The 23,333-nt window shown below is 60.8% G+C and carries 20 protein-coding genes and 2 pseudogenes; 10 read left to right on the top strand and 12 right to left on the bottom strand.

What is annotated here, in order from left to right; translation table 11 throughout:
* Window positions 1–65 precede the first annotated feature (65 nt).
* Complete coding sequence (locus AC5ZG1_RS37285) at window positions 66–245, bottom strand: hypothetical protein (protein WP_464349967.1); 180 nt, start codon at window positions 243–245, stop codon at window positions 66–68.
* A gap of 43 nt (window positions 246–288) precedes the next feature.
* Between AC5ZG1_RS37285 and AC5ZG1_RS37290 the strand changes: the two are divergent.
* Window positions 289–423: pseudogene (locus AC5ZG1_RS37290) on the top strand (PRC-barrel domain-containing protein); the annotation flags it as partial.
* A 226-nt stretch (window positions 424–649) separates the two neighbouring features.
* Here the strand turns inward: AC5ZG1_RS37290 and AC5ZG1_RS37295 are convergent.
* The 3 genes from AC5ZG1_RS37295 to AC5ZG1_RS37305 all read right to left on the bottom strand — a co-directional run bounded on the left by AC5ZG1_RS37295 (window position 650) and on the right by AC5ZG1_RS37305 (window position 1,603).
* Complete coding sequence (locus AC5ZG1_RS37295; protein ID WP_456646031.1) at window positions 650–838, bottom strand: DUF3606 domain-containing protein; 189 nt, start codon at window positions 836–838, stop codon at window positions 650–652.
* A 176-nt stretch (window positions 839–1,014) separates the two neighbouring features.
* Complete coding sequence (gene mazF / locus AC5ZG1_RS37300) at window positions 1,015–1,368, bottom strand: endoribonuclease MazF (protein WP_456646032.1); 354 nt, start codon at window positions 1,366–1,368, stop codon at window positions 1,015–1,017.
* The gene (locus AC5ZG1_RS37305; RefSeq protein WP_456646033.1) at window positions 1,349–1,603 is read right to left on the bottom strand and encodes an AbrB/MazE/SpoVT family DNA-binding domain-containing protein; all 255 of its coding nucleotides are present in this window, start codon (window positions 1,601–1,603) and stop codon (window positions 1,349–1,351) included. Before AC5ZG1_RS37305 ends, mazF begins: the two co-directional genes overlap by 20 nt.
* 520 nt (window positions 1,604–2,123) lie before the next feature.
* On the opposite strand from AC5ZG1_RS37305, the gene AC5ZG1_RS37310 reads away from it, so the two are divergent.
* Window positions 2,124–2,306 carry a hypothetical protein gene (locus tag AC5ZG1_RS37310; protein ID WP_496135889.1) on the top strand — a complete coding sequence of 61 codons (183 nt, stop codon included), beginning with the start codon at window positions 2,124–2,126 and terminating at the stop codon, window positions 2,304–2,306.
* A gap of 398 nt (window positions 2,307–2,704) precedes the next feature.
* Here the strand turns inward: AC5ZG1_RS37310 and AC5ZG1_RS37315 are convergent, their stop codons facing one another.
* From AC5ZG1_RS37315 to AC5ZG1_RS37325, 3 genes are all read right to left on the bottom strand, one after another.
* A complete protein-coding gene (locus AC5ZG1_RS37315; protein ID WP_496135877.1) occupies window positions 2,705–3,286 on the bottom strand; it encodes a hypothetical protein in 582 nt (193 codons plus the stop codon).
* Window positions 3,287–3,451: 165 nt separating this feature from the next.
* Complete coding sequence (locus AC5ZG1_RS37320; protein ID WP_456646036.1) at window positions 3,452–3,844, bottom strand: response regulator transcription factor; 393 nt, start codon at window positions 3,842–3,844, stop codon at window positions 3,452–3,454.
* Between the two features lie 125 nt (window positions 3,845–3,969).
* Window positions 3,970–4,584: a response regulator transcription factor gene (locus AC5ZG1_RS37325; protein WP_456646037.1), complete on the bottom strand. Its 615-nt coding sequence runs from the start codon at window positions 4,582–4,584 to the stop codon at window positions 3,970–3,972.
* A gap of 561 nt (window positions 4,585–5,145) precedes the next feature.
* Here AC5ZG1_RS37325 and AC5ZG1_RS37330 point away from each other — a divergent pair.
* Window positions 5,146–7,296, top strand: coding sequence for a PAS domain S-box protein (locus AC5ZG1_RS37330; protein ID WP_496135878.1), 2,151 nt, complete (start codon window positions 5,146–5,148; stop codon window positions 7,294–7,296).
* Window positions 7,297–7,347: 51 nt separating this feature from the next.
* Here AC5ZG1_RS37330 and AC5ZG1_RS37335 read toward each other — a convergent pair whose 3' ends face one another.
* The 4 genes from AC5ZG1_RS37335 to AC5ZG1_RS37350 form a co-directional block, all read right to left on the bottom strand.
* Window positions 7,348–8,406, bottom strand: coding sequence for a helix-turn-helix domain-containing protein (locus AC5ZG1_RS37335; RefSeq protein WP_496135879.1), 1,059 nt, complete (start codon window positions 8,404–8,406; stop codon window positions 7,348–7,350).
* Window positions 8,407–8,744: 338 nt separating this feature from the next.
* Entirely contained in the window at window positions 8,745–10,253 is a 1,509-nt protein-coding gene (locus tag AC5ZG1_RS37340) for a PAS domain-containing sensor histidine kinase (RefSeq protein ID WP_456646040.1), read from the bottom strand.
* A 41-nt stretch (window positions 10,254–10,294) separates the two neighbouring features.
* Window positions 10,295–12,484 carry a xanthine dehydrogenase family protein molybdopterin-binding subunit gene (locus AC5ZG1_RS37345; RefSeq protein ID WP_496135880.1) on the bottom strand — a complete coding sequence of 730 codons (2,190 nt, stop codon included), beginning with the start codon at window positions 12,482–12,484 and terminating at the stop codon, window positions 10,295–10,297.
* Window positions 12,485–12,493: 9 nt separating this feature from the next.
* The gene (locus AC5ZG1_RS37350) at window positions 12,494–12,952 is read right to left on the bottom strand and encodes a (2Fe-2S)-binding protein (protein WP_456646042.1); all 459 of its coding nucleotides are present in this window, start codon (window positions 12,950–12,952) and stop codon (window positions 12,494–12,496) included.
* A gap of 372 nt (window positions 12,953–13,324) precedes the next feature.
* On the opposite strand from AC5ZG1_RS37350, the gene AC5ZG1_RS37355 reads away from it, so the two are divergent.
* The 3 genes from AC5ZG1_RS37355 to AC5ZG1_RS37365 all read left to right on the top strand — a co-directional run bounded on the left by AC5ZG1_RS37355 (window position 13,325) and on the right by AC5ZG1_RS37365 (window position 15,858).
* Window positions 13,325–14,794: a multicopper oxidase family protein gene (locus AC5ZG1_RS37355; protein WP_496135881.1), complete on the top strand. Its 1,470-nt coding sequence runs from the start codon at window positions 13,325–13,327 to the stop codon at window positions 14,792–14,794.
* A 170-nt stretch (window positions 14,795–14,964) separates the two neighbouring features.
* Window positions 14,965–15,360, top strand: a complete 396-nt coding sequence (locus AC5ZG1_RS37360; RefSeq protein ID WP_456646044.1) for a c-type cytochrome — start codon at window positions 14,965–14,967, stop codon at window positions 15,358–15,360.
* Window positions 15,361–15,369: 9 nt separating this feature from the next.
* Window positions 15,370–15,858 (top strand): GlcG/HbpS family heme-binding protein, encoded by a 489-nt coding sequence (locus AC5ZG1_RS37365; protein ID WP_496135882.1) that lies wholly within the window; start codon window positions 15,370–15,372, stop codon window positions 15,856–15,858.
* A gap of 153 nt (window positions 15,859–16,011) precedes the next feature.
* Here AC5ZG1_RS37365 and AC5ZG1_RS37370 read toward each other — a convergent pair whose 3' ends face one another.
* On the bottom strand, window positions 16,012–17,598 hold the full coding sequence (locus tag AC5ZG1_RS37370; RefSeq protein ID WP_496135883.1) for a cytochrome-c peroxidase: 1,587 nt from the start codon (window positions 17,596–17,598) through the stop codon (window positions 16,012–16,014).
* A gap of 219 nt (window positions 17,599–17,817) precedes the next feature.
* On the opposite strand from AC5ZG1_RS37370, the gene AC5ZG1_RS37375 reads away from it, so the two are divergent.
* From AC5ZG1_RS37375 to poxB, 4 genes and pseudogenes are all read left to right on the top strand, one after another.
* Window positions 17,818–18,270 carry a (2Fe-2S)-binding protein gene (locus AC5ZG1_RS37375; RefSeq protein WP_496135884.1) on the top strand — a complete coding sequence of 151 codons (453 nt, stop codon included), beginning with the start codon at window positions 17,818–17,820 and terminating at the stop codon, window positions 18,268–18,270.
* Window positions 18,270–20,525 carry a xanthine dehydrogenase family protein molybdopterin-binding subunit gene (locus AC5ZG1_RS37380; RefSeq protein ID WP_456646048.1) on the top strand — a complete coding sequence of 752 codons (2,256 nt, stop codon included), beginning with the start codon at window positions 18,270–18,272 and terminating at the stop codon, window positions 20,523–20,525. The genes AC5ZG1_RS37375 and AC5ZG1_RS37380 overlap by 1 nt, the downstream gene beginning before the upstream one ends.
* Window positions 20,526–20,579: 54 nt before the next feature.
* Entirely contained in the window at window positions 20,580–21,641 is a 1,062-nt protein-coding gene (locus AC5ZG1_RS37385) for an aldo/keto reductase (protein ID WP_456646049.1), read from the top strand.
* 57 nt (window positions 21,642–21,698) lie between these two features.
* Window positions 21,699–23,200, top strand: a pseudogene (poxB, locus tag AC5ZG1_RS37390) (ubiquinone-dependent pyruvate dehydrogenase); the annotation flags it as partial.
* Window positions 23,201–23,333 lie beyond the last annotated feature (133 nt).

Raw genomic sequence — 23,333 nt, forward strand, 5'->3', positions numbered from 1 at the left:
TCACATACCAGCCGGATTAGGTTTCCGACAGGGACAGCCGCCCGTCGTCCATCGACGACGGAAGATCAGGCCCACTTATCTTCTTCGCGGCGGGCTTCGTCCTCATTGAGGCGCTCGGCCACGTCATCAGCGACAGGTGAATCTTCCGTCGTCGCGATCGGCGTGCCGTCCTGCTTCTTGATCGTTTTGCCTTCGGCATGCACTGGAAAATCATCGGGCTTTAGTGGCTTCCTTGACGTCGACATCGCGTCTCCCTCCTGTGTGCCGACACAATAGCACGCGCTCTAAGGCGGCTACGTTACTGGGATCACCGAAGACCAGCTTCGCGGGGCTCCAAAGTATCGTGATGAGAATGCGTGGAACTGGAGTGATCCGGCCGCCGGACGCATGGTGAACGAATATTATGGCGTTCCTGTCGTTTGAGAGGCGGGACCGGCCGACCTATGCGAGTTGGCCGGTCACCTCTCCGGCTCCTCGCGTTTGTTCTCGCCGTCCTCATCTTTTCGGACGACATCTTGGTCCTTGTCGTTCGTCCTGGGGCGCGGAGGCGACTTGGGCATGCCCGCCTGGCCACCGTGTTTGCCTCCTCGGTCTTGGATCCCCTCCAAGTCATTTTCCTTGGGCAAGAGTCCATCTCCTCCTGGCGGCGCTAACGCGCGAGCCGCCGCTCTACTTTCCGTCGGCCGTTGCCGACCTTCTTCACCGCTTTCTTGACTGCGGACGACGATCGGCCCGTCTTCTTCGACTCGTAGCTAACCTCATGCCGCTGGCCGCCGGCGACTCGCGCGCGGTCCTGCTTGCGACCGCGTGATGTCTCCTTCTTCGCTTTCTTTGCCATAGGTTCCTCTATCGACCTTCCCGCAACGCAGCTCGACTCAAGAAAGTTCGGCTATCCCGGATTATCGTGTTGAATCGCAGTCAAGGGTATCGAGCTGGTATGTGTAGATTCTATGGCTGCTTCTTCCGCCAAGAGGAAGCGTCCAAAGCCGTCCCCGTCGGAGATGAAGAAGCAGTTCAGTCGATTCCGAGCAACGCAGCCAAGCGCTCGCGCACTTCGGTGAGCACGACGTCAGGTGCTCGTCCGGCATGCTGGATCGGTCGTTTCTCCCACGAGATGCTGCGGGGCTGGTCAGCCAGCACGACGCCGCGGAAGCTGGCGCCGTCGGGCAGCTTGGCCTCGAAAGGATAGTCGCGTACGCGGCTGGTGATTGGGCAGATCACGCAAAGGCCGGCTGCAGCATTGTAGTTGTGCGGTGATAATACGATTGCTGGCCGTCGACCACTTTGTTCGTGGCCGGCCGTGGGGTCAAGATCGATCCAGATGAAATCGCCGGCCTCCGGACAGTAGTTACCAGACTTCGTTGCCAACGGATTGCCCCCAATCAACCTCTTCATGACGGTTGTCCGGCGTTATGCCGGCAACCAGCTTGTCGAGTGTGTAGCGACGCTTGCGCCGGGCCGACCGCGCGATCTCAATCACAAGTCTACCGTCGCTTACGGTCATTTCGGCGGCCTTGCCGTCGCTGGCGCCGATTTCATCAGCGAATGCTTTTGGCACGCGCAGCGCCAGGCTGTTGCCCCACTTCTGAAAGGCCACCTTCATGTTCGGACTCCGGCATTGATGATACAATGTAGATACAGGCCAGGAGTAGGTCAAGCGGTGTGTGCGCCCGGACGAGGGAACAAGGCCGGAAAACGATAGTGGCCCCCAACACGATAATCCGAAACTCGATTGATTTCGACGAGCCCATTTCAACACGATAATCCGGAAAGCCGAAAGTTCCGCTTGCTTGCCATGGGCCGGAACGAATCGGTTCGGCCGGATTCGAGTCTCCGGCGACCTTGAGATGAAGGTGATATGTGTGCTGTTGCGTTGCGTTCGGACGGGTACGGTGTTGCCCGCGTTAGCGGGGTAAGGAAGGCGCCCAAGTTCGGCTTCGCGAAGCCGCGCGATCCGACCTTACGCGAACGGCCACCCGACGGGGCGGGGTTGGGTTTACGAAATCAAGGCGGACGGCTACCGCGGGCAACTGCATCTCGACGGTCGCGAGATCAGCTTGTAATCCCGGACACGCTACAATTGGACGGAGCAATTCTCCTGCATCGCGGCGGCGGCGCGAAAGCTGAAGGCGAAGACCGCGGTCATCGATGGAGAGGCTGTCGTCTACGGCAGTCAAGGCCTTCCCGATTTCCAACAACTGTGTCGGGAGCTTGGGCCGCAGAAGAGCAATCGGATTCGCTTTCATGCGTTCGATCTTCTGTATCTCGACGGGTACGACCTGCGGAACGCCACCTATTCCGATTGATCGGGCCATCGGGCACCCAAGCGGCGATGATGCCGCGTGTGGTGAGACTTCTTTGGAAGATCAATGTCTATTTCGACAAATGTTCCTTTCAAGCTGCATTGAATCGGCAATTGCTTTTTGCTGTCGGAACGACGGGTCTCGGCAGCGAACGTGGCAAGTCGACGCTCAAAAGCGAACAGAAAGCGGTCGGGGTTCAAGTTGGGGAACGCTACGCCCTTCCCCACCGCCGACCGAGATGCGTTAAACTCGAAGGCGAGCCTTTTCGGGTCGCCTGCGCTGATATCGCAAACACGGCGAGCTTGCGGAGGCTTTTTGCAGCGGCCGTCCCCCAGTTCTCGAGCCGAAGGCTGAGTCCAGGTCAAGCAGGTGGCGAAGCCGCCGCCGTTGATTCGTCACGGCTAGCCGCAGAGCAGAACGCGCCTGTGACGCCTGTACACGTAATGGCAGTCGCTGTCGGAGTAAGTCCCCTCTTGCGGAGGGGGCGACCATTCTATACCGACATGCCGAAGGTAATCGAGACAAACGACGACCGCGCGACCGCTCTCATCGAGCGTCGTGCACACATCGATGCGCAAACATGCGACCAGGGCTTGTTCGACCGTCGTTATCGAGCGACTAGAGAGTGCAGCCAATCGTCCGTCTGCGACCGATAACTGGCCCGTCAGAAATTCGCATTCCGCCCGGTTCAGCTCCAGCGCAAAGACAAGCTCATGCCGGCGTCCCCAGATATCATCCGGCAACAGCGCCGAACCGGCATTGAGATAGGTGAGCGCCGAGGCATAGGCGGTCAACGCCTTGGCGCGCTTTCCCGCGATCAGGTTGAGCTCAGCGAGCTGCTCCCGCTCCTCGCGCTGTACGATCAGCGCGGCCCCGCGGTTAAGCTGGTTGACGATTTCGAAGATCGCCTCCTCCCGGCCCTCTGGGGGAATTTCGAGAATGCTGGGAGATGGATGCTCCACGGCAGGCTGGATCACCAGCACAGCGCGCTGCTTGCAACCGTCACCCAGCCGCCATCCTCGGTAGAACACACGCTCGCCGTCCCGCCAAAGGAATTCCAGACTGCTACCGCCATCAGGGCCCAATCCAAAGTTTCGGGTCAATTGGTCCAATGGGCGGGTCTCCGGAGGTGCCGCTGGGCGCAGCGCTTAAGCGTCATCCGAGTTGTCTTCGTGCGTCCTTAGCGCACGCTCCACGCATTCGAGCAGCCGCGGCTCATCGAATGGCTTGCTCAAGAAGTCGACGGCTCCGGCCCCCATCACGCGTTCTCGAATCCGATCCTCCGGGAACGCCGTGATGAAGATCATCGGCGTGGTATAGCCGTTGGCAATCAAGTACTCCTGCAGCTCGATACCGTTCATGCCGGGCATCTCCACGTCGGCAATCAGGCACGACGTTTCGCGCAATCGAGGCGACGACAGGAATTCCTGAGCCGAGGCAAACGCATGTACAAAGAATCCCAGTGATCTCAACAACCTTGCGGTCGCGGTACGCACCGAAGCATCATCGTCAACGACCGAGATTATCGGGCCATCAGCCACGCGACCTACCTTTGTTCGAGGGGAAGGCGACTGAGGTCGCACCCCCGATAAATGGTGCCGCCTGAACACATGATACGGCTGATTTGCGTGATGAGAACTATACTCAGGTATCGAAGGGCCGTATCTCAGTGCTGTAGCGTCGGCGGCTTCACGCCAAGGGCTTCAGCCATCCTGACCAGATCGGCTACTGTCCTCGCTTCCATCTTCTTCATGAGATGGCTGCGATGCACTTTCACGGTGATTTCGCTGAGATTGATCTGAGCTGCGATCTGCTTGCTCATCAATCCGCGCGCGACCAGAGCCATGATTTCGCGTTCGCGAGCGGTAAGGGATTCGAAGTGCGCCCTCATGTCAGCGATCGCATGTTCATGTTCGCGCCGCTTCTTGTCGCGCTCGATCGCGGCCGCGACAGCATCCAGGAGGTCCTGGTCACGAAACGGCTTGGTGAGAAAATCAACGGCACCGGCCTTCATCGCCCGCACCGACATCGGGATATCGCCATGCCCCGTAATAAACACGATTGGAATTCGAACGTCCGCTTGCTCCAATGCTGCTTGGAAGTCGAGACCACTCAATCCGGGCAGCCGGATGTCAAGCACCAGGCAGCCTGGAACTTCCGGGCGCTCGCTCTGCAAGAACTCGCGCGCCGATGCGAATACTTCGACCCGCAATTGTACCGAGTAAAAAAGCCTCGCAAGAGCTTCGCGCATCGACGCGTCGTCGTCCACTACGAAGACCATCGGCTGGTCCGCGCTTCCAACCGGCTTTGCCGATGAAGTGTGCTGCCCTACCATGCCGCCTCACACTGTTGATCGGCTGATCCCTTGAAGTAATTGAAGGAGACGGGCGCCGATATGCGAGTCGACGGGATCAACGCCTGCGACGCCCAGCAAGAGCAGGCGCAAAGTAAATTCGGGGCCGCCCGGATCCTCCCTGAAGGCCACGGCGCTCCGCACCACAGGCGCGCTACCGATCGATCGGACCGGGCGACCTGACCGTTGGTAGTCCTACCATACTGGACGATATCCGATCTATTCACGACCACCCGCTGTGATATGCAACCGGTTCCGAATTGGAGGTAAGTCACAGACACCTCGAGGGAAGCGGCCAAAATCTGACCGCAACATTCTAACGAAATCCCCCCGCACAGGCAAACCCTCGGTCCTCTTCTGCCTCACAATGGGCGTTGCACCATCGGAGGCGCCGGGCTCTTCCCGCGCCCTCAAACGAGAGTTATGCTTGCATAATATGGCGCAGCGGAGTGACTCCTGTCGAGAGGTGTTGGTTCGAGCGAAGGGTTGATGGCAATGACGCGCAGTCCAGCCCGCGAGGCAGTGCTGCTCTTGCTCGGCCTTAGCGCCCTGGCATTGCTGACGGCACTGTGCTTTTGGCTGGAATTCCGTCTCGTCTCAGCGTCTTTCGCCTGTCTAATTCTGATCGTTCTGCTGTCCCTTGCCGGCGGCTTCATTTCCCTGATTGCGTTGTCCTTCATCGCCGTTGTGTGCCTGAATTTTTTCTTTGCCCCTCCAATTTTCCATTTCCGTGTCGACTATCCAGAGGACATCATCGCGCTAGCCGCGTTCTTGATCACCTCGTTGGTGATCACCGGCTTGGTGGCACGGATGCGCGCCGGACGGGATGAGCTGGCCCACGTACTCAACGGGCTTCCGGCCTTGGTCTGGAACATGTCGTCGGACGGCTCGGTTACTTTCGCCAATCGGAGGTTCCACGACTACACCGGCTTCCCGACGGAGGAACTAGACTTCTTGGGCTGGATGAAGGCACTGCATCCAGCAGATCGCGAAGTCGAGGAGTGGCGCGCTATGCTTGCGAACGGAACGCCGTTTGCGAGGGAAGCACGCATTCGAAACGTTACCGGCGAATATCGTTGGTTCATAGTTCGCATGGTGCCGCTGCCAAATGAGCAGGGAAAGATCACGAAGTGGTGCGCAACCGCAGCCGACATCGAGGAACGAAAGCAAGCACTGGAGGCATTGCGCGAGAGCGAGGAGCGATGGCGAGCGGTGTTCGAGCACAACCCCACCATGTATTTCATGCTGGATGCCGCCGGTACCGTGTTGTCCGTGAATCCTCATGGCGCCGGCCAGTTGGGCTACTCGGTGGGCGAACTGGTAGGCCGTTCCGTGCTGGACGTCTTTTATGAAGCCGATCGGCCAGCTGTTCAGCGCAATACTGCGCTTTGTCTTGAACGGATTAGCCAGTCGACAAGCTGGGAAGCGCGAAAGCGGCGCAAGGACGGAACGACGCTATGGGTTCGCGAGACCGCTAGAGGAATGTTGATCAAGCAGCAGCCGGTACTCCTGGTCGTCTGCGAAGACATTATGGACCGCAAGCGTGCCGAATATCTGACTGAACATGTCTTCGAGACAATTCCAGATATCGCATCCATCATCGGTCGAGACTACCGCTATCACCGCGTCAATCCGGCACACGAGAGGTTTTGGGGCACGCCATCTGAGAAGATCATCGGGATGCATCCGGCGGATATCGTCGGAAGAGAGACGTTTGAGCGGTTGATCAAGCCAAATCTGGATCGCTGCTTCGCCGGCGAGGAGATCAGCTTCAGCGAATGGTTCGACGGTCCAAGTGGCCGCCGATACTGGGCTGTGACCCATTCACCGCTGCAGCTGGAACCGGAACAGGTAGACAGCGCGCTGGTGCTGGCGCGTGACCTCACGGATCAAATGCTGGCCTCCGAAAGGCTACACGATGCCCAAGCCGAACTAGCGCACGCAAATCGCGTCGCGACCGTTGGTCAACTAACCGCCTCCATTGCGCATGAGGTCAATCAGCCCGTCGGGGCGCTGGTCACGAACGCCCATGCCGCCTTGCGCCTGCTCAGCGCAACGCCCCCTGATCTGGAGCTGTCCTCCCAGGCACTCAATGATATTATCAAGGATGGGCGGCGGGTCAGCGAAGTGATCAACCGGATCCGGGCATTGGTCAAAAAAGCGCCAACGCAGATTGACGAGTTGAATATTAACGAGGTGATGACGGAGACAATTGCCCTGACGCGCGGCGAGATCATGAAGAATAGGATATCTTTGGAGACAGACCTCGCAGATGATTTGCCACTAGTTCGCGGAGATCGCGTTCAGCTGCAGCAAGTCATTATTAACTTGGTGATGAATGCTATCGAAGCAATGAGCGACGTCGACGAAGAGACGCGAATCTTGCAGATCGGCTCCAGAGAGCGAGACGGCGCCATCTTGCTCACAGTCCGCGACTCAGGTCCGGCGTTCTGCCCAGAGACTCTGGCCCGGTTCTTTGAGGCATTCTATTCCACCAAAGCCAGCGGCATGGGCATCGGACTGTCGATCTGCCGTTCAATTATAGAGACGCACGGCGGACGCATTTGGGCCACCGCAAATGCGGGCCGGGGCGCCACGCTTCACGTCGTCCTGCCCACGTCGAAAGAGGCTGCGCCTTGAGGTGGACCTGCGGCCCTGTGATCAGAGCGCCTTCGCTCACGTTTGCAGGACTTACCCTAGGCTCCGGCGGTACTGCGAGGGGGTGTTTCCTGTCATTTGCCGAAACGCTGCCGAAAATGAGCTCGTCTCGCTGAATCCCAGCGCGAGCCCAATGTCGGTCACTGACCGTCCCGGATCTCCAAGCAGCGCCTTGGCGCGTTCGATCCGCCGATTGATGTGGTACCGGTGTGGCGGCATGCCGAATGATTGCTTGAATGCGCGGCAGAAATAGTACGAGCTCAGACGAGCGAGCCCCGCCAGCGCGGCGAGCGAGATAGGCTCGGCCAGGTGTTCCTCGATATAGCGGGTGACGGCGCGCTGTTGCCAGACAGCCAGCCCGCCCCTCGCCAATGGTTCGCGGCGCGGATGATGGCCGTGGCTTTGCATCAACTCATGCGCGACAATCACCGCAAGCGCTTCACAATAGCGCTCGTTTTCGCAGCCCCGATCGATTGCTGCTGTGAGCTTGGCGGCGGCATCCCACAGCCCGCGATGTTCGAAGAACAGACGGGGCGCAAGTTGAGCAGCCGGTAAATCCGCATCGATGGCGTAGATCGGCAGCCTCGCGGGATCTAAATAGAAGCAGGTCATACGACTGGGGACGCGAGGCTGCTGCCAGTCTTGATATTCGTGACCGGCGGGTACGAACGTGAGCTTGCGCTTGAGCGTTCGCAGCTTCGAAGGCGGCAGATTCCGAACGACCGTCTCGCCGTAGTCACGAACGCCCTCCCCGTGGACAAGCAGCAGATGGCACGGTGCACGGAATCGGAACTCGACCCTGTCATGTGCGACGCACCGGACGATCTCGACGGCGATCCCATCCCAGGCGATCGTCTGACGACTGACGGCATGAGCAGGAAATATCTCGAGGGCGTGGTGACCAGCTTTGTGCGTTCCGCGATCACATAACTGCTCGCAGCCGCCGCCGCGCGGCAGACGCTTGTTCTCGAAGCGGGAGTCATCGACGCGCAGCAGTCTGGTCTCTTCCCAATGCGGGTGGTCGTGCGAACCGCAGGGTTCGGAGAAGTTAGCGAGCCGTGCAGCATTGATATCGAACGAGTGGGTCAGCATCGTTGCTCCCCTTTGTGGCCCCTGCTCCACAGCAAGTAGGTCATCCGACCGCGACCGCTCAATCGTAGCGAGGTTCATGCGACTAAGTCGCTCGTTTCCGCCACACATACTCGGCAGTGGCTGCTCTCATACCTCGGTTGCCTGCGCTATACCTCGGTATGCGGCAAGGGAGACTGGGACCTCAGCGAGGAACGAATGGGCCTCCAGAACAGTGATGAATTCTGGTGAGCCGCGCTGGATGACATTCGCAGCAAATAGCATCCAGTGCGATCATGCCGCCCGAAGCAGGTGATCTGCCGCAAGCCGGCACGGATGACGGTTGCCGGTGCAAATGCGCGTCATCCTCGACGCTCGCATCCAGGCACGTCGAACTGAAAAATCGCGCCGCGAGGCGTATTCGCCGTCACCCAAATACGCCCCCCATGAGCCTCGATGATCGAGCGGCAGATCGCAAGTCCCATGCCGATACCGTCGGTTTTCGTCGTGTAGAAGGCTTCAAATACGCGTTCGATCGATTCCGCGTCCACGCCCGGGCCCTCATCACTTACTGCAACTCTCACTTGGCCCGATTGCCCCGCTTTGGTGGTGATCAACAACTCGCGCGACGCATTGCTTTCCACACTCATCGCCTCGACCGCATTGACGATCAGATTAAGCAGCACTTGTTGGAAGTCGGTCCTCTCTCCGTCAATGGGACACAACCCTTTCGCTAGATCGGTCTTGAGTAAAATGCCGTTCCTGACGATTTCGCTCCTTGTCAGCGCAATGACTTCGAGAATCACTTCGTTGATGTCCAAATGATCCTTCCGCGAGGGCATCTTCCTGACGAGCGCGCGGATCCTGGCAATGATATCACCGGCGCGTATGCCGTCTTTCACGATTTCCTCGAGCGTGTGCCGCACTTCGTTCAGATCCGCCGGCTGCGTGCGCAGGAATCGCAATGCAGCGCGACCGTTGGCGACCACGGCGGTGATCGGCTGATTGACCTCATGGGCGATCGAAGCCGCGAGCTGTCCCATGGTCGTAATGCGATTGGCGTGGCCGAGCATCTTTTGCGCGTTCAGACGCGCCTCTTCCGCCAGCTTGCGTTCGGTCACATCAATGGTGCAACCCACGATCTCAACGAGGTCTCCCGATGGGCCCAACACAGGATGTGCTGTGCCATGAACGTATTTGACCGTGCCGTCCGGATGAACCGTGCGGAAGTCTACCTCGTAGTCCACACCGTTGCGGACCATCCTGCCCATCACGTCGATCGCCCTTTCCCGGTCGTCGGGATGGATACGCTGCACCCACTCGTTCGGATCGGGGACACTCGCGGCGGAATCAAAGCCAAACAGACGGTGGTATTCCTGTGATGAATGGATGATACGCCGGCTGGCGACGTCATACGCCCAACTACCGGTATGACTCATCCTCTGCGCGTCCGCCAGGAAAGCCTCGCTCCGGCGCAGGGCTTGTTCGGCGCGCTTGCGATCCTCGATGTTAGTTGCTGTTCCGTACCATCGGACGATATGTCCGGCATCATCGTGCAACGGCGCAGCGTGAACAAGGAACCAGCAATATTGGCCATCGGTCGCCCTTCGCAGGCGCGCTTCACTCTCGAACGCTTGCCCGGTCGCCAGCGATGCACGCCACTTTTCGGCATGTTCGCCAATGTCTTCGGGATGAAAGACTGCCTGCCAACCCCAGCCGGCTGCCTGCTGTGCAGGCATACCTGTGTATTCCAGCCACCGTTGATTGACGAAAACATTGGATCCATCGGGCAGCGCCCCCCAAGCAACGGTGGGAATTGCGTCGATGATGAGCCGAAGCCGGCTCTCGCTGCTCCGCAGTTCTTGCTCCACAGCCCTGCACCTCGCGCCTCGGCAGCGTCCGTGTCAGCTAATCATGCCCTTCTTAACTCCGCCAGCACCTTGTCTGGCGTAAACGGCACCGAACGCAGCCGCACTCCCGTTGCCTCGAAAACGGCACCGGCGATCGCCGAGGGCACGACAGCGCAGGCCGGCTCCCCGCCGCCCCAAGGGACCTCTTCAGGTCGATCAATCAACTCGATCACGACATCGGGGATTTCCGGAAAGGTCAGGATTGGATAGCTCGCCCAATCGAGGCTCGTGACCATCGACCGATCGAATGTTACCTGCTCCTTCAAGGTGCGGCTCACCGTCTGAACGATGCAACCTTCGATCTGATTTCGCAGCCCGTCAGGGTTGATGATTTGTCCGCAATCATGCGCGACATAGAAGCGCTTGACCGCAAGTTGACCGGTTTTGCGATTGATCTCCACCTCGGCAACCACGCCGACATAGGTGCGGACCAGTTCGTATTTAACATAGGCAAGTCCGTGCCCAGTCACGATGTCCGCATTACGAGCGCCTTTCGGGCGCTCGCGCCATTTGCTCAATTTAGCGAGCCGTTCGAGAAGCTCCTTGCCGCGCGCGTCGGTGAGATGCCTCAGACGAATGTCGAGCGGATCTGTGTCTGTTGCGGCGGCGATCTCGTCGAGAAAGGACTCGTTCGCAAACGTGTTCTGCAAGCGTCCGGGTGAGCGAATCCACGCCGGCCGAAGCGGCGTCGATGCCAATCGGTGCGCGGTCGTCGTCACGTTCGGAAACACGTAAGGGACCGCTAGATCATTGAGCACCCCGCCAGGGCTGAGCTTGCCGAGACTGTTCAGTCCCGCGAGTTCGGAGCCGACGAGTGTCACAAGGCCGGCCGTTCCATCCGGCACGTAGAGCTCGGATTCCCAAGCCGCCACGTTTCCAAGCTTGTCGATACCGGCCCGCATGTCGAGCAGCGTAGGCGGCCCCTTCGGATCCCAGCCGTGCTCATCCGCACGCATCCATTGCACGCGCACCGGCTTGCCTATCGCGCGCGACAACAGAGCAGCGTCGGCCGCAGCATCCTCGTGTCCATTGCGGCCATAGCAGCCCGCCCCTTCGACATAAATGCAGCGCACGTCAGCCTCGGAGATCGCGAGCGTGGCCGCGAGCTGCTTGCGCAGATCGTGCGTTGCTTGCGATGCGGTCCAGCAGGTCAGTTCGCCGTCCGCGACTTTTGCCACAGCGCAGGAGGGACCGATCGAGCCGTGGGCATGAATTGCGAACTCGTAGGTTGCGGAGAGCTTGTGCACCGTGTCATCGAGCGCAGTGCGAGAGTCGCCAGTCCGGCTGGTGACATCGTCACGCACGACCGGGGTGCTGCGCACGTGCCGCCATATTCTGCTTTGCTCCGGCAACCCCTCCCACTTGGACCAAGTCACCGCCAATTGCTGGGCGGCCTTGATTGCTCCCCACTCCGTTTTGGCAACGACGCCGAGAAAGTTGTTGATGCGGACCACCTTCACGAGGCCAGGAATGTCAGCCACCGACGCTTCGTCATAGGAGACGAGCGTGGCGCCGAAGCCCGACGGGCGTATCACCCGGCCGTGCAACATGTCCGGTAGTTTGAAGTCCTGCATGAAGGTGAAGCGGCCGGTCACCTTGTCAGGAATGTCCAGCCGAGGCACAGCCTTACCGACAATCGTGTAAGCATGGGGGGACTTTTCCTGCACGTCTTTGGCGATCTCGAGTGCCAATGTTGTGCCGTCGACGACCTCGCCGATCGGCAGCCGCCTGCCATCCCTGCCCGTTATGACGCCCTCGTGAAGCGACAGCGTGGAAATTTCTTGCTGCAGACGCGTGGCCGCCCGGCGAAGGATCGCCCGGCGCGCAGTCGCGGCGGCCCGGCGCAACTGCATCCCGCCATTCTGAATCGAGAGACTTCCCGACGTCACTCCCTGGTCAGGGGTCAACGCGGTGTCGCCCTCGACAAGCGAGACCTGGCTCATCGGGACGTCAAGCTCCTCGGCGACGATCTGGGTCAACGCCGTCCGCACCCCGGTGCCAAGATCGACCTTGCCGGAATAGACAGTGATGCGGCCGTCCCGCGTGATCGCCAGAAAGCCATCGACCCGATCCGGCGAGACGGTTTTCGGTCCAGAAACCTGCCTGGCTGCGCTCGAAGACAAAGGCAGACCAAAGCTGACAACGAGTGCGCCGGCTGCCAGCAGCAACGCGCGTCTATCGATATGATTCATTGGCTCGTCTCAGGTGCCAGCGGCGCGCAGGACCGCGCGCACGATGCGCAGGTGCGTGCCGCAACGGCATAGATTGTTCGCTAATTCGGCCTTGACCTCTCCTTCATTCGGCTTCGGATTGCGTGCCAGAAGCGCGGCGGATTGCATGATCATGCCGTTGATGCAGTAACCGCACTGCAGAGCCTGCTCCTGGACAAAGGCCTCCTGAAGCGGATGTGGCCTTGCGCTCGTGCCGAGACCCTCGAGCGTGACGATGCTGCCTTTGACTGCGGATAGTGGGGTGATGCACGAGCGGATCGCCGCTCCATCAACATGCACAGTGCAGGCGCCGCACTGGCCGAGACCACAGCCGAAACGCGGACCATGCAAGCCAAGCTCATTTCGCAGGACGTAGAGCAGCGGCGTGTCGGGATCATCGACCGCCACCGAGACGGTCTCACCGTTCACGTTAAGGGCCGTTGTCGCCACAGTCTCTTCTCCTTGCTTGTCCCGATCGGGCTTTGGTGATGCGGCCGGCCACCGTATCGCGGAGGCCAGCCGCGCCCAAGCCGGTTGCGACACGGGGACGCGAGGAGACAACCGACCGACCCAAGACCTATCGATCCTTTGGACAAACGACTTTAGGATTCTTGCCTTGGTCGGCTCAGTCTTGCGCAATTTTCCGATGCGGTGACATTTTTGATCGTGGGGCTTGCTCGCAGAGCCGCGCTCGCGCTCGATATCTTGGCAACAACCCGCAAAGCACGGCAATCACCCACAATCATCCAATGAATTGGTGACTATTCTCCCATCGAGATCGACCAGGACAAGCTGCAATTGAAGGGCGTGGACAAGCGCATTATGACCGAAAGTGAAAAGACAACGCTCCTGACCCGCCGCCGGATACTTGCGTCCGCCGTTGGGATAGCCGGCACGATACCCTTCCCGCCCGTAACGCGGGCTACCGAACGTCGCGCCGCTGACCTTCGCCTGACTGCCGGCACCAGAACCCTCTCCGTCAACGGCAAACCGGCACAAGTCTTCGGCCTAATCGGGGCGAACGGAAAACCGGGCATAACGCTTTCGCCCGGCGAGCGCTTTCAGGTCGATCTGGTGAATCGGGCCGGCACAGCCACCATCATCCACTGGCACGGTCAGTTGCCGCCCTGGAAGCAGGACGGCTTTCCCTGGCCGCAAACGCCGCCTATCCCCGCGGGTGACACGCGCTCCTATGACTATGCGCCGATCGCCGGCACGTTCTGGATGCACTCGCATCAGGGCATGCAGGAACAGAGCCTGATGGCCGCGCCACTAATCGTGCACAGCGCGGAGGATATGCGCGCCGACCGGCAAGAAGTGATACTGATGCTGCACGATTTCAGCTTCCGCCCGCCGGACGAGTTGCTCGCCGGCCTGACGAAATCCAGCGACAGTCAGAGCGCGATGGCGAAGAGTGGCATGGGCAGCATGAACATGAGTACAGGCATGGGTGCCATGAACATGGGCTCCGGCATGGCGATGGACCTGAACGGCATCGACTACGACGCCTTCCTTGCCAACGACCGCACGTTGGTCGATCCTGAGGTCATCCGCACCGAACCAGGCGGGCGGGTCCTGCTGCGGTTGATCAATGGCGCGTGCTCGACGGAGTTCTGGATCGATCTGGGTGGGCTCACCGGCACCGTGATCGCCGCCGATGGCCATCCGGTTCGACCGGTGCGTGGCACCCTTCTGCCGCTTGCGATTGCTCAGCGGCTCGACGTAATCATTGATCTTCCCGGCAAGGGCGCCTATCCAATCCTCGCACAGGTCGAGGGCAAGCGAGCACGCACCGGAATCATTCTCGCAGCGTCCGGCGCGCCAGTGTCACGCCTCGCCGCGGAGGCCAGCGAAAATGCGCCGCCGGTCGATCTGTCGCTTGAACATCGCCTGGAAGCGATCACGCCTTTAGCGCCGCGCGCGCCGGACGTAACGGACCACGTAACCCTCGCTGGCGGCATGTCGCCATATGCTTGGTCGCTAAACGGCCAATTCTGGCCTGAGATAAAGCCGCTGATGGTTGCCCCGGGGCAGCGTGTGGCGATCGAGATGGTAAATGCCTCGACGATGGCGCACCCCATGCACCTCCATGGCCACGCCTTTCAGGTGACAGCCCTGAACGGCGCGCCGCTCGCAGGCGCCGTGCGGGATACTGTCCTGGTGCCGCCGTTGGGCAGCGTCACCGTTGCCTTTGACGCCAACAATCCCGGCCGCTGGGCGTTTCACTGCCACAATCTGTACCACATGATGACGGGCATGATGACCGAAGTTCGCTACCCCGGAATCGTCTGAGCATTTTGTTTCTCCCTCAGGCGCTTTGAAAGCGGCGTCGAAAGTCCTGTCGTCTGCTTCTGCGGTGCCCTGCAGACCGCAAGAATTCCGCCATCCAGGCAAGCGATGACAAGTCAGATGGAGACGAACGACCTAGATTGTTGCTGTGCCAATCACAAGGTATTCACAGCATGCGAAAAACAACTAACGAAGCTATCCGAGTACTCGCTATCGCCGTACTCGCTATCGCCGCGGCATTCGGCGCAATGTTTCCTGCCGCGGCGGCGGGGGACCCGACCGCAGGAAAGCAGGTATTCGCGCGCTGCGGGGGATGCCATTCGACGATACCAGGCGAGAACAAGATCGGCCCGTCGCTGGCCGGCGTATTCGGCCGCAAGAGCGGGTCCGAGCCCGGTTACAACTATTCGCCCGCTCTCAAGGCGGCGAACATCACATGGGACGAACATACCCTCGATCATTACCTGGCCAATCCCGCCGCCGATGTCCATGGCACCAAGATGTTCATCAATGTCCCGGCTGCTGCAGACCGTCAGAATGTTATCTCATACCTCGAGACCCTGAAGTGAGCAGCAATGATGAAAGCTGAGATCAGCATCGGGATATTGGCGACCGTCTTCTGTGTGTCCGCTCACGGGCAGACGGTCACAGTAAAGCAGCTCGATCACGCCGGAGCCCAGACCGTCCGGCAGGCAGCGAAAGCGACGGCGCAGCAGCAGAACGCGCCCTCTGCTATCGCAGTTGTTGACCCCGCCGGCGATCTGCTCGCATTCCAGCGAATGGACGGGGTCCGCCCGGCAAGTATAGATCTCGCCATCGGGAAGGCGCGAACGGCTGCGCGGTTGCAAAGGCCGACCGTGGAGATCGAGGACAACATCAACCATGGCCGGACGGCATTCGTTACCGCGGGTGTCATGGCCCTCCGCGGCGGCACGCCGATACGCGTGAATGGCGAAGTCGTGGGTGCGGTCGGTGTTGCCGGCTTGAGCAAGGAGACCGACACTGAGATCGCGAGCACCGCTGCATCGGTTCTCAGCCCCGCGTCTGCGGCCCCTCCGCACAATTGAGAGAGTTGCCGTTTGCGCGGACAACGACGCGACGGAGCGTTCGGTGTGCGCTTCTAAGCGAGAGCCTCTTGAGCTGGAAGCATCGGGAAGTTCACTCTGAAACCAGATTGCAAGCCTTCGCGGCTTATCACGAATGAGGGCACGCTCACATGACTACCGCTGCATGTACCCGTCACTGAGCGTCTGCATGAAGCTAACGAGTGCATCCTCCTCCTCATCGGAAAGGCCGAGCCGTCCGACGAACTTGGTGTTCATGTTGCGGATCGACTCCGGCGCAGGCCAGCAGGTGGTCCCCTCGCCGGGGTCGTTGCGACCGCAGCGCGGCAGCACGTCACGCGTGTTGTAGAAGTGCACGATCGACTTGAGACTGGTGAAATAGCCATTGTGTCCGTAAACCTTGACGAAACTCGGGTAAGGCCTCTTGTCGACGTTGCGCAGCGTCGGAACCTGAAAGCGGCCGACAGTCTCGGGCGCGACCGGAGCCCACCGCGCATCGACGGATGAAGGCTGACTGAGCAGATGATCCGCGGTGAGAAAACCTGCGACGCCGGGGTCGACATAGGTTGAGCCTGCCGGGTTGGCGACATAGCCGCGTGCGTCGGGTCCTCGCTCGACGTAGTAGGGAAGCCGTGGGTTTGCGGGCGTGCCGATATTGCTCGCGGTGAAATCGATGAACAGCGGATCTTCGCCCGGGCCGCCATCGCGGTGACAGTTGTTGCATTGCCCCTTGCCGCGGAACAGCTCATAACCCGCCTGCTCCTGAGGCGTAAACTGCGCTTTGCCCGCCAGCACCGCATCGAACTTGGAAGTAAGAGCCGTTACCTCGGCGGACGCCTCGTAGCCGGCGATGGACTGCGCCATCTGGTCGAACGTGGCCGCGGCGCGGCCGCGATCTATCGGCGTAAGATGGACTGGTATCGGGTCGTTCGCGGGCGGCGGCCCCGGTTGATTGCACACCTGCTCAACGTCCGCAGGCCACTGGATAGCAAAGGCCTGCGGACCCCAGACCGCTTCGAACAAGCCGCAATAGGGCCGCTGCACCGCGCGATATACCGCACAGACAATATCGGGCAGGCCCATTTCGACGGGATTGGTCGGCGGCCCCTCCGCCTGCTCGGCGGCTGGATTGCCTAACCGACGGCCGGTTGCGCGCATATCCCAGAAATTGCCGCCGACGAGATCGCCCTGCCCGGGATTATAATGCAAAACAGGGGAAAGCGGTGCGTACGCATGCGACTGCGGCTTGCGGTTGCTAAAGCGGGTGCGCACCGAACCAGGATATGAGCCGGTCGTGCGGTTGAGCTCGGACACCGGCCCAGTGAAGCCGGTTTCGGGCATGTGGCAGAACGCACACGCCTCGTTGCGATGGACAGACAGCTCCTTGTCATAGAGCATCGATTTGCCGAGCAGCTCGATCTGCTGCACCTGGTTATTTGGCGGCGAAGCCAGCCGCTCGAGGGTTTCTGCCTCGATCCGGTCGATCTCGGCCTCGACCTCCGCAATTTCCTTCAGAGCGGCGGGGGAAAGCGTTGTGCTCGCCCCTTGCGCCCACACGGCGGCACCGGCGGTCACGAGCATCACAACCGCCGCGCCAATCCGGACGTTCATCCGGCGTGATCCTGCAAATTGAAGCGTCATCCCGGAAATGTTCTCTCGACGCCTCACCGCATCGCTTGTTGGGGATTGCTCTAACCCACCTGATCTTGCCTGAAAAGAGCCTGCGCAACAAAGCGCGATCACGAGCCGGGCCTTTCTCGAACGGTCACTCTGAGTTCGGATCGCAGCAATTGCGCCCCGGAAACGGCAAGCGCACTCAAGCCGGTTCTACCTGCCGCGGTTAGTTCTTGAAGACGGCCTGTCAACTTGACCGGGAGATCGTGAGATGCCGTTCCGCCGCGAAAGCAGCGGATGAGCGCCTGGTCAATTGCACGCGGTCGACGGCAACAACAGAGAGTTCGCATGCAGCAAATCAAGATCAACGGTGCCTTGCATACTGTCGATGCCGATCCGCAAATGCCTTTGCTGTGGGTGATCCGAGACATTATCGGCTTAACCGGCACCAAGTTCGGCTGCGGTATCGGCGCTTGCGGCGCCTGCACGGTGCATCTGGACGATCAGGCCGTGCGGTCTTGCGTCACGCCATTATCGGCAGCCACCGGGCATGAGATCCTCACCATCGAAGGACTGAGCTCCGATGGCACGCACGCAGTCCAGCGCGCGTGGCGGGCCAACAATGTGCCCCAGTGCGGCTACTGCCAGCCGGGCCAAATCATGCAGGCCGCTGCTCTCCTCAAAGAGACGCCAAAGCCGACGGATCAGCAGATCACCGATGCGATGTCAAGCAATATTTGCCGCTGTGGCACCTACGTGCGGATCCGCGCCGCGATCAAATCGGCTGCGGAGGCGATCTGATGACAAGGGTCGTAAACCTCAGCCGGCGCGAAGTGGTCGCGGGCGGCGCCAATGGTCTCGTTCTCGGCTTCATGATCGGATTCGGCAAATGTCCGGCTTTCGCCGCCCCCGCTCATGCGAGCGAAGCTTTTGAACCCAACGTCTACTTGATGATCGATCCAACCGGTCTGGTAACGATAGTCGCGCATCGGTCGGAAATGGGCACGGGAATCAAGACGGGATTGCCGATGGTGCTCGCCGAAGAGCTTGGCGCCGACTGGAGCCGCGTCAGGGTCGTGCAGGCCCAGGGCGATCCGAAATATGGCGATCAGAATACCGATGGCTCCCGCAGCACGCGGCAATTCTACCAGCCCATGCGTGAAGCAGGCGCCTCGGCTCGCCAGATGCTCGAGGCGGCCGCTGCGCATGTCTGGCACGTCAACGCAAACGACTGCCAGGCACGCAATCACACGATCGTGCACGTTCCCACAGGACGGCAGCTGTCGTTCGGAGATGCCGCCAGGGTGGCCGCAACAATGGAGATCGCGCCAGCCGATCACATGGAATTGCGCTTCAAGCCAGCGAACGAATGGCGTTACGTCGGCAAACCCGTTCCGATTGTCGACCTCGACGCCATCACGCGCGGCAAGGCGACCTATGGCATCGACGTCACCCTTCCCGGGATGAAGTACGCGTCCGTGGAGCGCTGTCCGGTCTACGGCGGCAAAGCGCTGCACTTCGACGCCACGGACGCGCTGAAAGTGCCGGGCGTTGAGCAGGTCGTGGAGATTCCGGTCACCCCTATTCCGTCCGGCTTCTATCCACTTGGCGGCATTGCCGTCATTGCCAACAATACCTGGTCGGCGCAGCAGGGCCGCGAAAAGCTGAAGATCATCTGGGATTTCGGCTCCAATGCCGATCACGATTCCACGGCCTATCGGGAAGAGCTCGCGGCGACGGCGAAGCAACCCGGACGAGTCGTGCGCAACCAGGGCGACGTCGACGCGGCGCTCAGCGCCGCCGAACGCCGCATCTCGGCGGATTATTTTGTGCCCTATTACGCCCATGCGCCGATGGAAGTGCCGAACGCGCTCGCCCAGTTTGCCGACGGCAAGTGTGAGATCTGGACGCCCACGCAATTCCCGCAATCCGCGCGTACGACCGTCGCCCAAGTCCTCGGCGTACCGGTCGAAGACGTCACGGTCAACGTGACGCTGTTGGGAGGTGCATTCGGCCGCAAATCAAAATCCGACTACGTTGCCGAGGCTGCACTGCTGTCGCGCCGCATAGGTGCGCCCGTCAAAGTCACGTGGACCCGCGAAGACGACATCCAGCATGATTACTATCACGCAATCTCTGCCCAGCATCTCGAAGCCGGGCTTGACGCCGAGGGCCGTCCGTCCGCCTGGCTGCACCGCACCGTCTTTCCGGCAATCGAATCGACGTTTCAGCCTGATGTCACATACGGCAGCGCCGGCGAGCTGCAGCAGGGCGTTACCGACATGCCCTACGCGATCGCCAATGTCCGCTGCGAAAACGGGCCGGCGGCCAATCACGTCAGGATTGGCTGGTATCGGTCCGTCTACAACATTCCGCACGCTTTCGCCGTGTGCTCGTTGGCTGATGAGCTTGCCCATGAGGCCGGCAAAGATCCACTCGATTATCTGCGCGAATTGTTGGGGGAGCCGCGTAAGCTCGACTTCGCCGCCATGCATGTCGACTATCCCAACTACGGGGCATCACTCGACATATATCCGGTCGATACGGCCCGCTTACGGGGCGTCCTCGACCTGGTCGCGCGCAACAGTGGATGGGGCGGCCAGCTGCCACCGCGCCACGGACGCGGCGTCGCCGTCCACCGCAGCTTCCTGAGCTATGCAGCAGCGGTTGTGCAGGTCGCTGTCGGCAGCGACGGCCAGCTCACCATTCCCAGGGTGGATATCGGACTCGACTGCGGCCTTATCGTCAATCCGGACCGCGTGCGCGCCCAGCTCGAAGGCGCCGTGATCATGGGCATCAGCAATGCGCTCTACAGCAACATCACGATCAAGCGGGGGCGCATTGAGCAGAATAATTTCAGCGATTACCTGGTCGCTCGCACCGACATCGCGCCCGAAACCCACGTCCATATCGTCGACAGCAGTGCGCCTCCCGGCGGGGTTGGCGAGCCCGGCGTGCCGCCGATCGCGCCGGCAATCTGCAATGCGATTTTTGCTGCAACGGGAAAGCGGATCCGCGCGCTGCCGATCGACCCTGCGCAACTGAAGGCCGCCTGACGACAATACAGCTGTTTCGGTAAACGAATGGACCTCCAGCAAAGGAGCGAGCTTATGGCTGGTGAAGCCAACACCCGTGAACTTAAGACTCGCGCAAGCAAGCCTGTCCCAAAGGGCATGGAGCGCGCCGAAATTCAGGGAACGTCGCTCCAGGTATCACGCGTCGCGCTCGGGACGTGGGCCATCGGAGGCTGGATGTGGGGTGGCACCGATGAAGCGGAATCGATCAAGACAATTCAAGGCGCGATCGGGCACAGCGTCAACGTCATCGATACCGCACCGGCCTATGGGTTCGGGCGCTCCGAGGAAATTGTCGGCAAGGCGCTCGCAGGCAGTGGCCTGCGCTCCCAGGTGTTGATCGCCACGAAGGTCGGGCTGGAATGGGAGGGCGGACGCGTATTCCGCAATGCCAGCCGCGCACGCATCCTGCGCGAATTGAAGGAGTCGCTGCGCAGGCTCCGAACCGACTACATCGACATCTACCAAGTCCACTGGCCCGACCCGTTGGTCACCATCGAGGAGACCGCCGAGACCATGCGCGAGCTGTTCGAACAGGGCACAATCCGCGCAATCGGCGTCAGCAACTTTTCCGTGCAGGAAATGGAGCGGTTCCGGCGGATTGCGCCACTGCATGTGCTGCAGCCGCCCTTCAATTTGTTTGAGCGCGGCATCGAGACCGACATCCTGCCCTATTGCCGCGAAAACAACATTGCGACCTTTGGTTATGGTGCGCTGTGCCGAGGTCTCCTATCTGGCCGGATGCGGCCGGACAGCAAGTTTGGCGGGGATGACCTCCGACGAACCGATCCGAAATTCCGGCAGCCGCGCTTCGCACAATATCTCGCCGCCGTCGAGCGGCTCGATCTGTTCGCGCAGCGCCGCTTCGGCAAACGGGTGATCCATTTGGCGATCCGGTGGATGCTTGACCAAGGCATCACGACGGCGCTCTGGGGCGCGCGCAACCCATCACAACTTCTCCCCGTCGACGAGGTAAGCGGCTGGCAGCTGGATGCATCAGCCAGGGCCGACATCAATCGCATCCTGCGCGAAACGATCACCGATCCGATCGGCCCGGAGTTCATGGCGCCGCCGGCACGCAGTGTTGCCACGCGCTAGGCCGCCAAGGATCGCGGCGACGCGGGAAAGGCATTGGCTTCTTTGAAAGGAAACAGCATGAGCGGAACAGTGGCGGACCAGTTCGTAAGTGTCCTCATCGCAGCTGGCGCCAAGCGCATCTACGGCATCGTCGGCGACAGCCTGAACGGATTGACGGACGCGGTTCGCCGCAACGGCAAGATCGAATGGATACATGTCCGTCATGAGGAGGTTGCGGCCTTCGCAGCCGGAGCGGACGCCCACCTCACTGGTGAGCTTGTGGTCTGCGCGGGCAGTTGCGGACCCGGTAACCTGCATCTCATCAACGGGCTGTTTGACTGTCATCGCTCCAGAGTGCCGGTACTGGCCATCGCCGCGCAAATCCCGTCGAGTGAGATCGGCTCGGGATATTTCCAGGAAACTCATCCGGAGCGGCTGTTCAAGGAATGCAGTCACTATTGCGAGTTCGTTTCCGGTGCAGGCCAGATGCAGCGCGCGCTGGAACTCGCCATCCGTCAGGCCGTGACAAACCGCGGCGTTTCCGTGATCGTCATCCCTGGCGATGTCGCGCTGCAGCCGGCAGCAACGGGATCGGATCCGCAGCCCGCGAACCTCCTGCCGGCCCGACCCGCTGTGCCGACAGCAAACGAGGCCTTGGATCGATTGGCCGCACTGCTCAACGGCAATGGGCGCGTGACGATGCTCTGCGGGTCGGGGTGTCAAGGCGCGCACGATCAGGTCGTAGCGCTCGCCGAGCGCCTCAAGGCGCCTGTCGTTCACGCGCTGAGAGGCGAGGAATACGTCGAGTGGGATAATCCCTACGACGTCGGCATGACCGGCCTCATCGGCTTTTCATCGGGTTATTACGCAATGCTCGATTGCGACGTCCTGCTCATGCTCGGGACTGATTTCCCCTACCGGCAGTTCTATCCGCGCGGTTCATCGGTGCGAATCGCCCAGGTCGATCTGAGGGCGGAGGCCATCGGGCGCCGCGCGCCGGTCGATCTCGCGGTGATCGGCGATGTGCGCGCGACGATCGATGCGCTACTGCCACGCCTGGAGGTGAAGCGAGATGGTGGAAAGCGCGCAAAGGCCTCGATGAGCTTGCCCGTCCGAGCGGCAAGAGGCTGATTCACCCCCAGCAGGTCGCCAAGGCCATCAGCGACCTCGCCGCCGATGACGCGGTCTTCACCTGCGATGTGGGTCTCCCGACGGTGTGGGCGGCCCGCTATCTGGCGATGAACGGCAAGCGGCGGCTGATCGGCTCATTCTGGCACGGCTCGATCGCCAACGCCATGCCGCAAGTGATTGGGGCGCAAGCCGCTTTTCCCGAACGACAGGTGATCTCGCTATCCGGCGATGGCGGATTCACCATGCTGATGGGCGACTTGCTTATGCTTGCGCAGCACCGGCTTCCGGCGAAGGTCGTGGTGTTCAACAATGGCTCGCTCGGCTTCATCGAGCTCGAGCAAAAGTCCACAGGCTTCATCAATTTTGGGACCGAGCTCAACAATCCGAACTTCGCGGCGATGGCTGGTAACGAAGCGACATTGGCTCTCATGCTCTCGGTTCCGGTGGAACAGCGCCGGATGCCAGACGTGGAGCCCGCTGTTGCAGGCGACAGTCGATGGCCTGTTGAAGCGAGGAAGGGCAATATCCACCTCGATACCGCAACAACGACAAAGCCGCATTTCCCAGGAACTGCTAGATCAC

The sequence above is a fragment of the Bradyrhizobium sp. Leo78 genome (assembly GCF_059512425.1).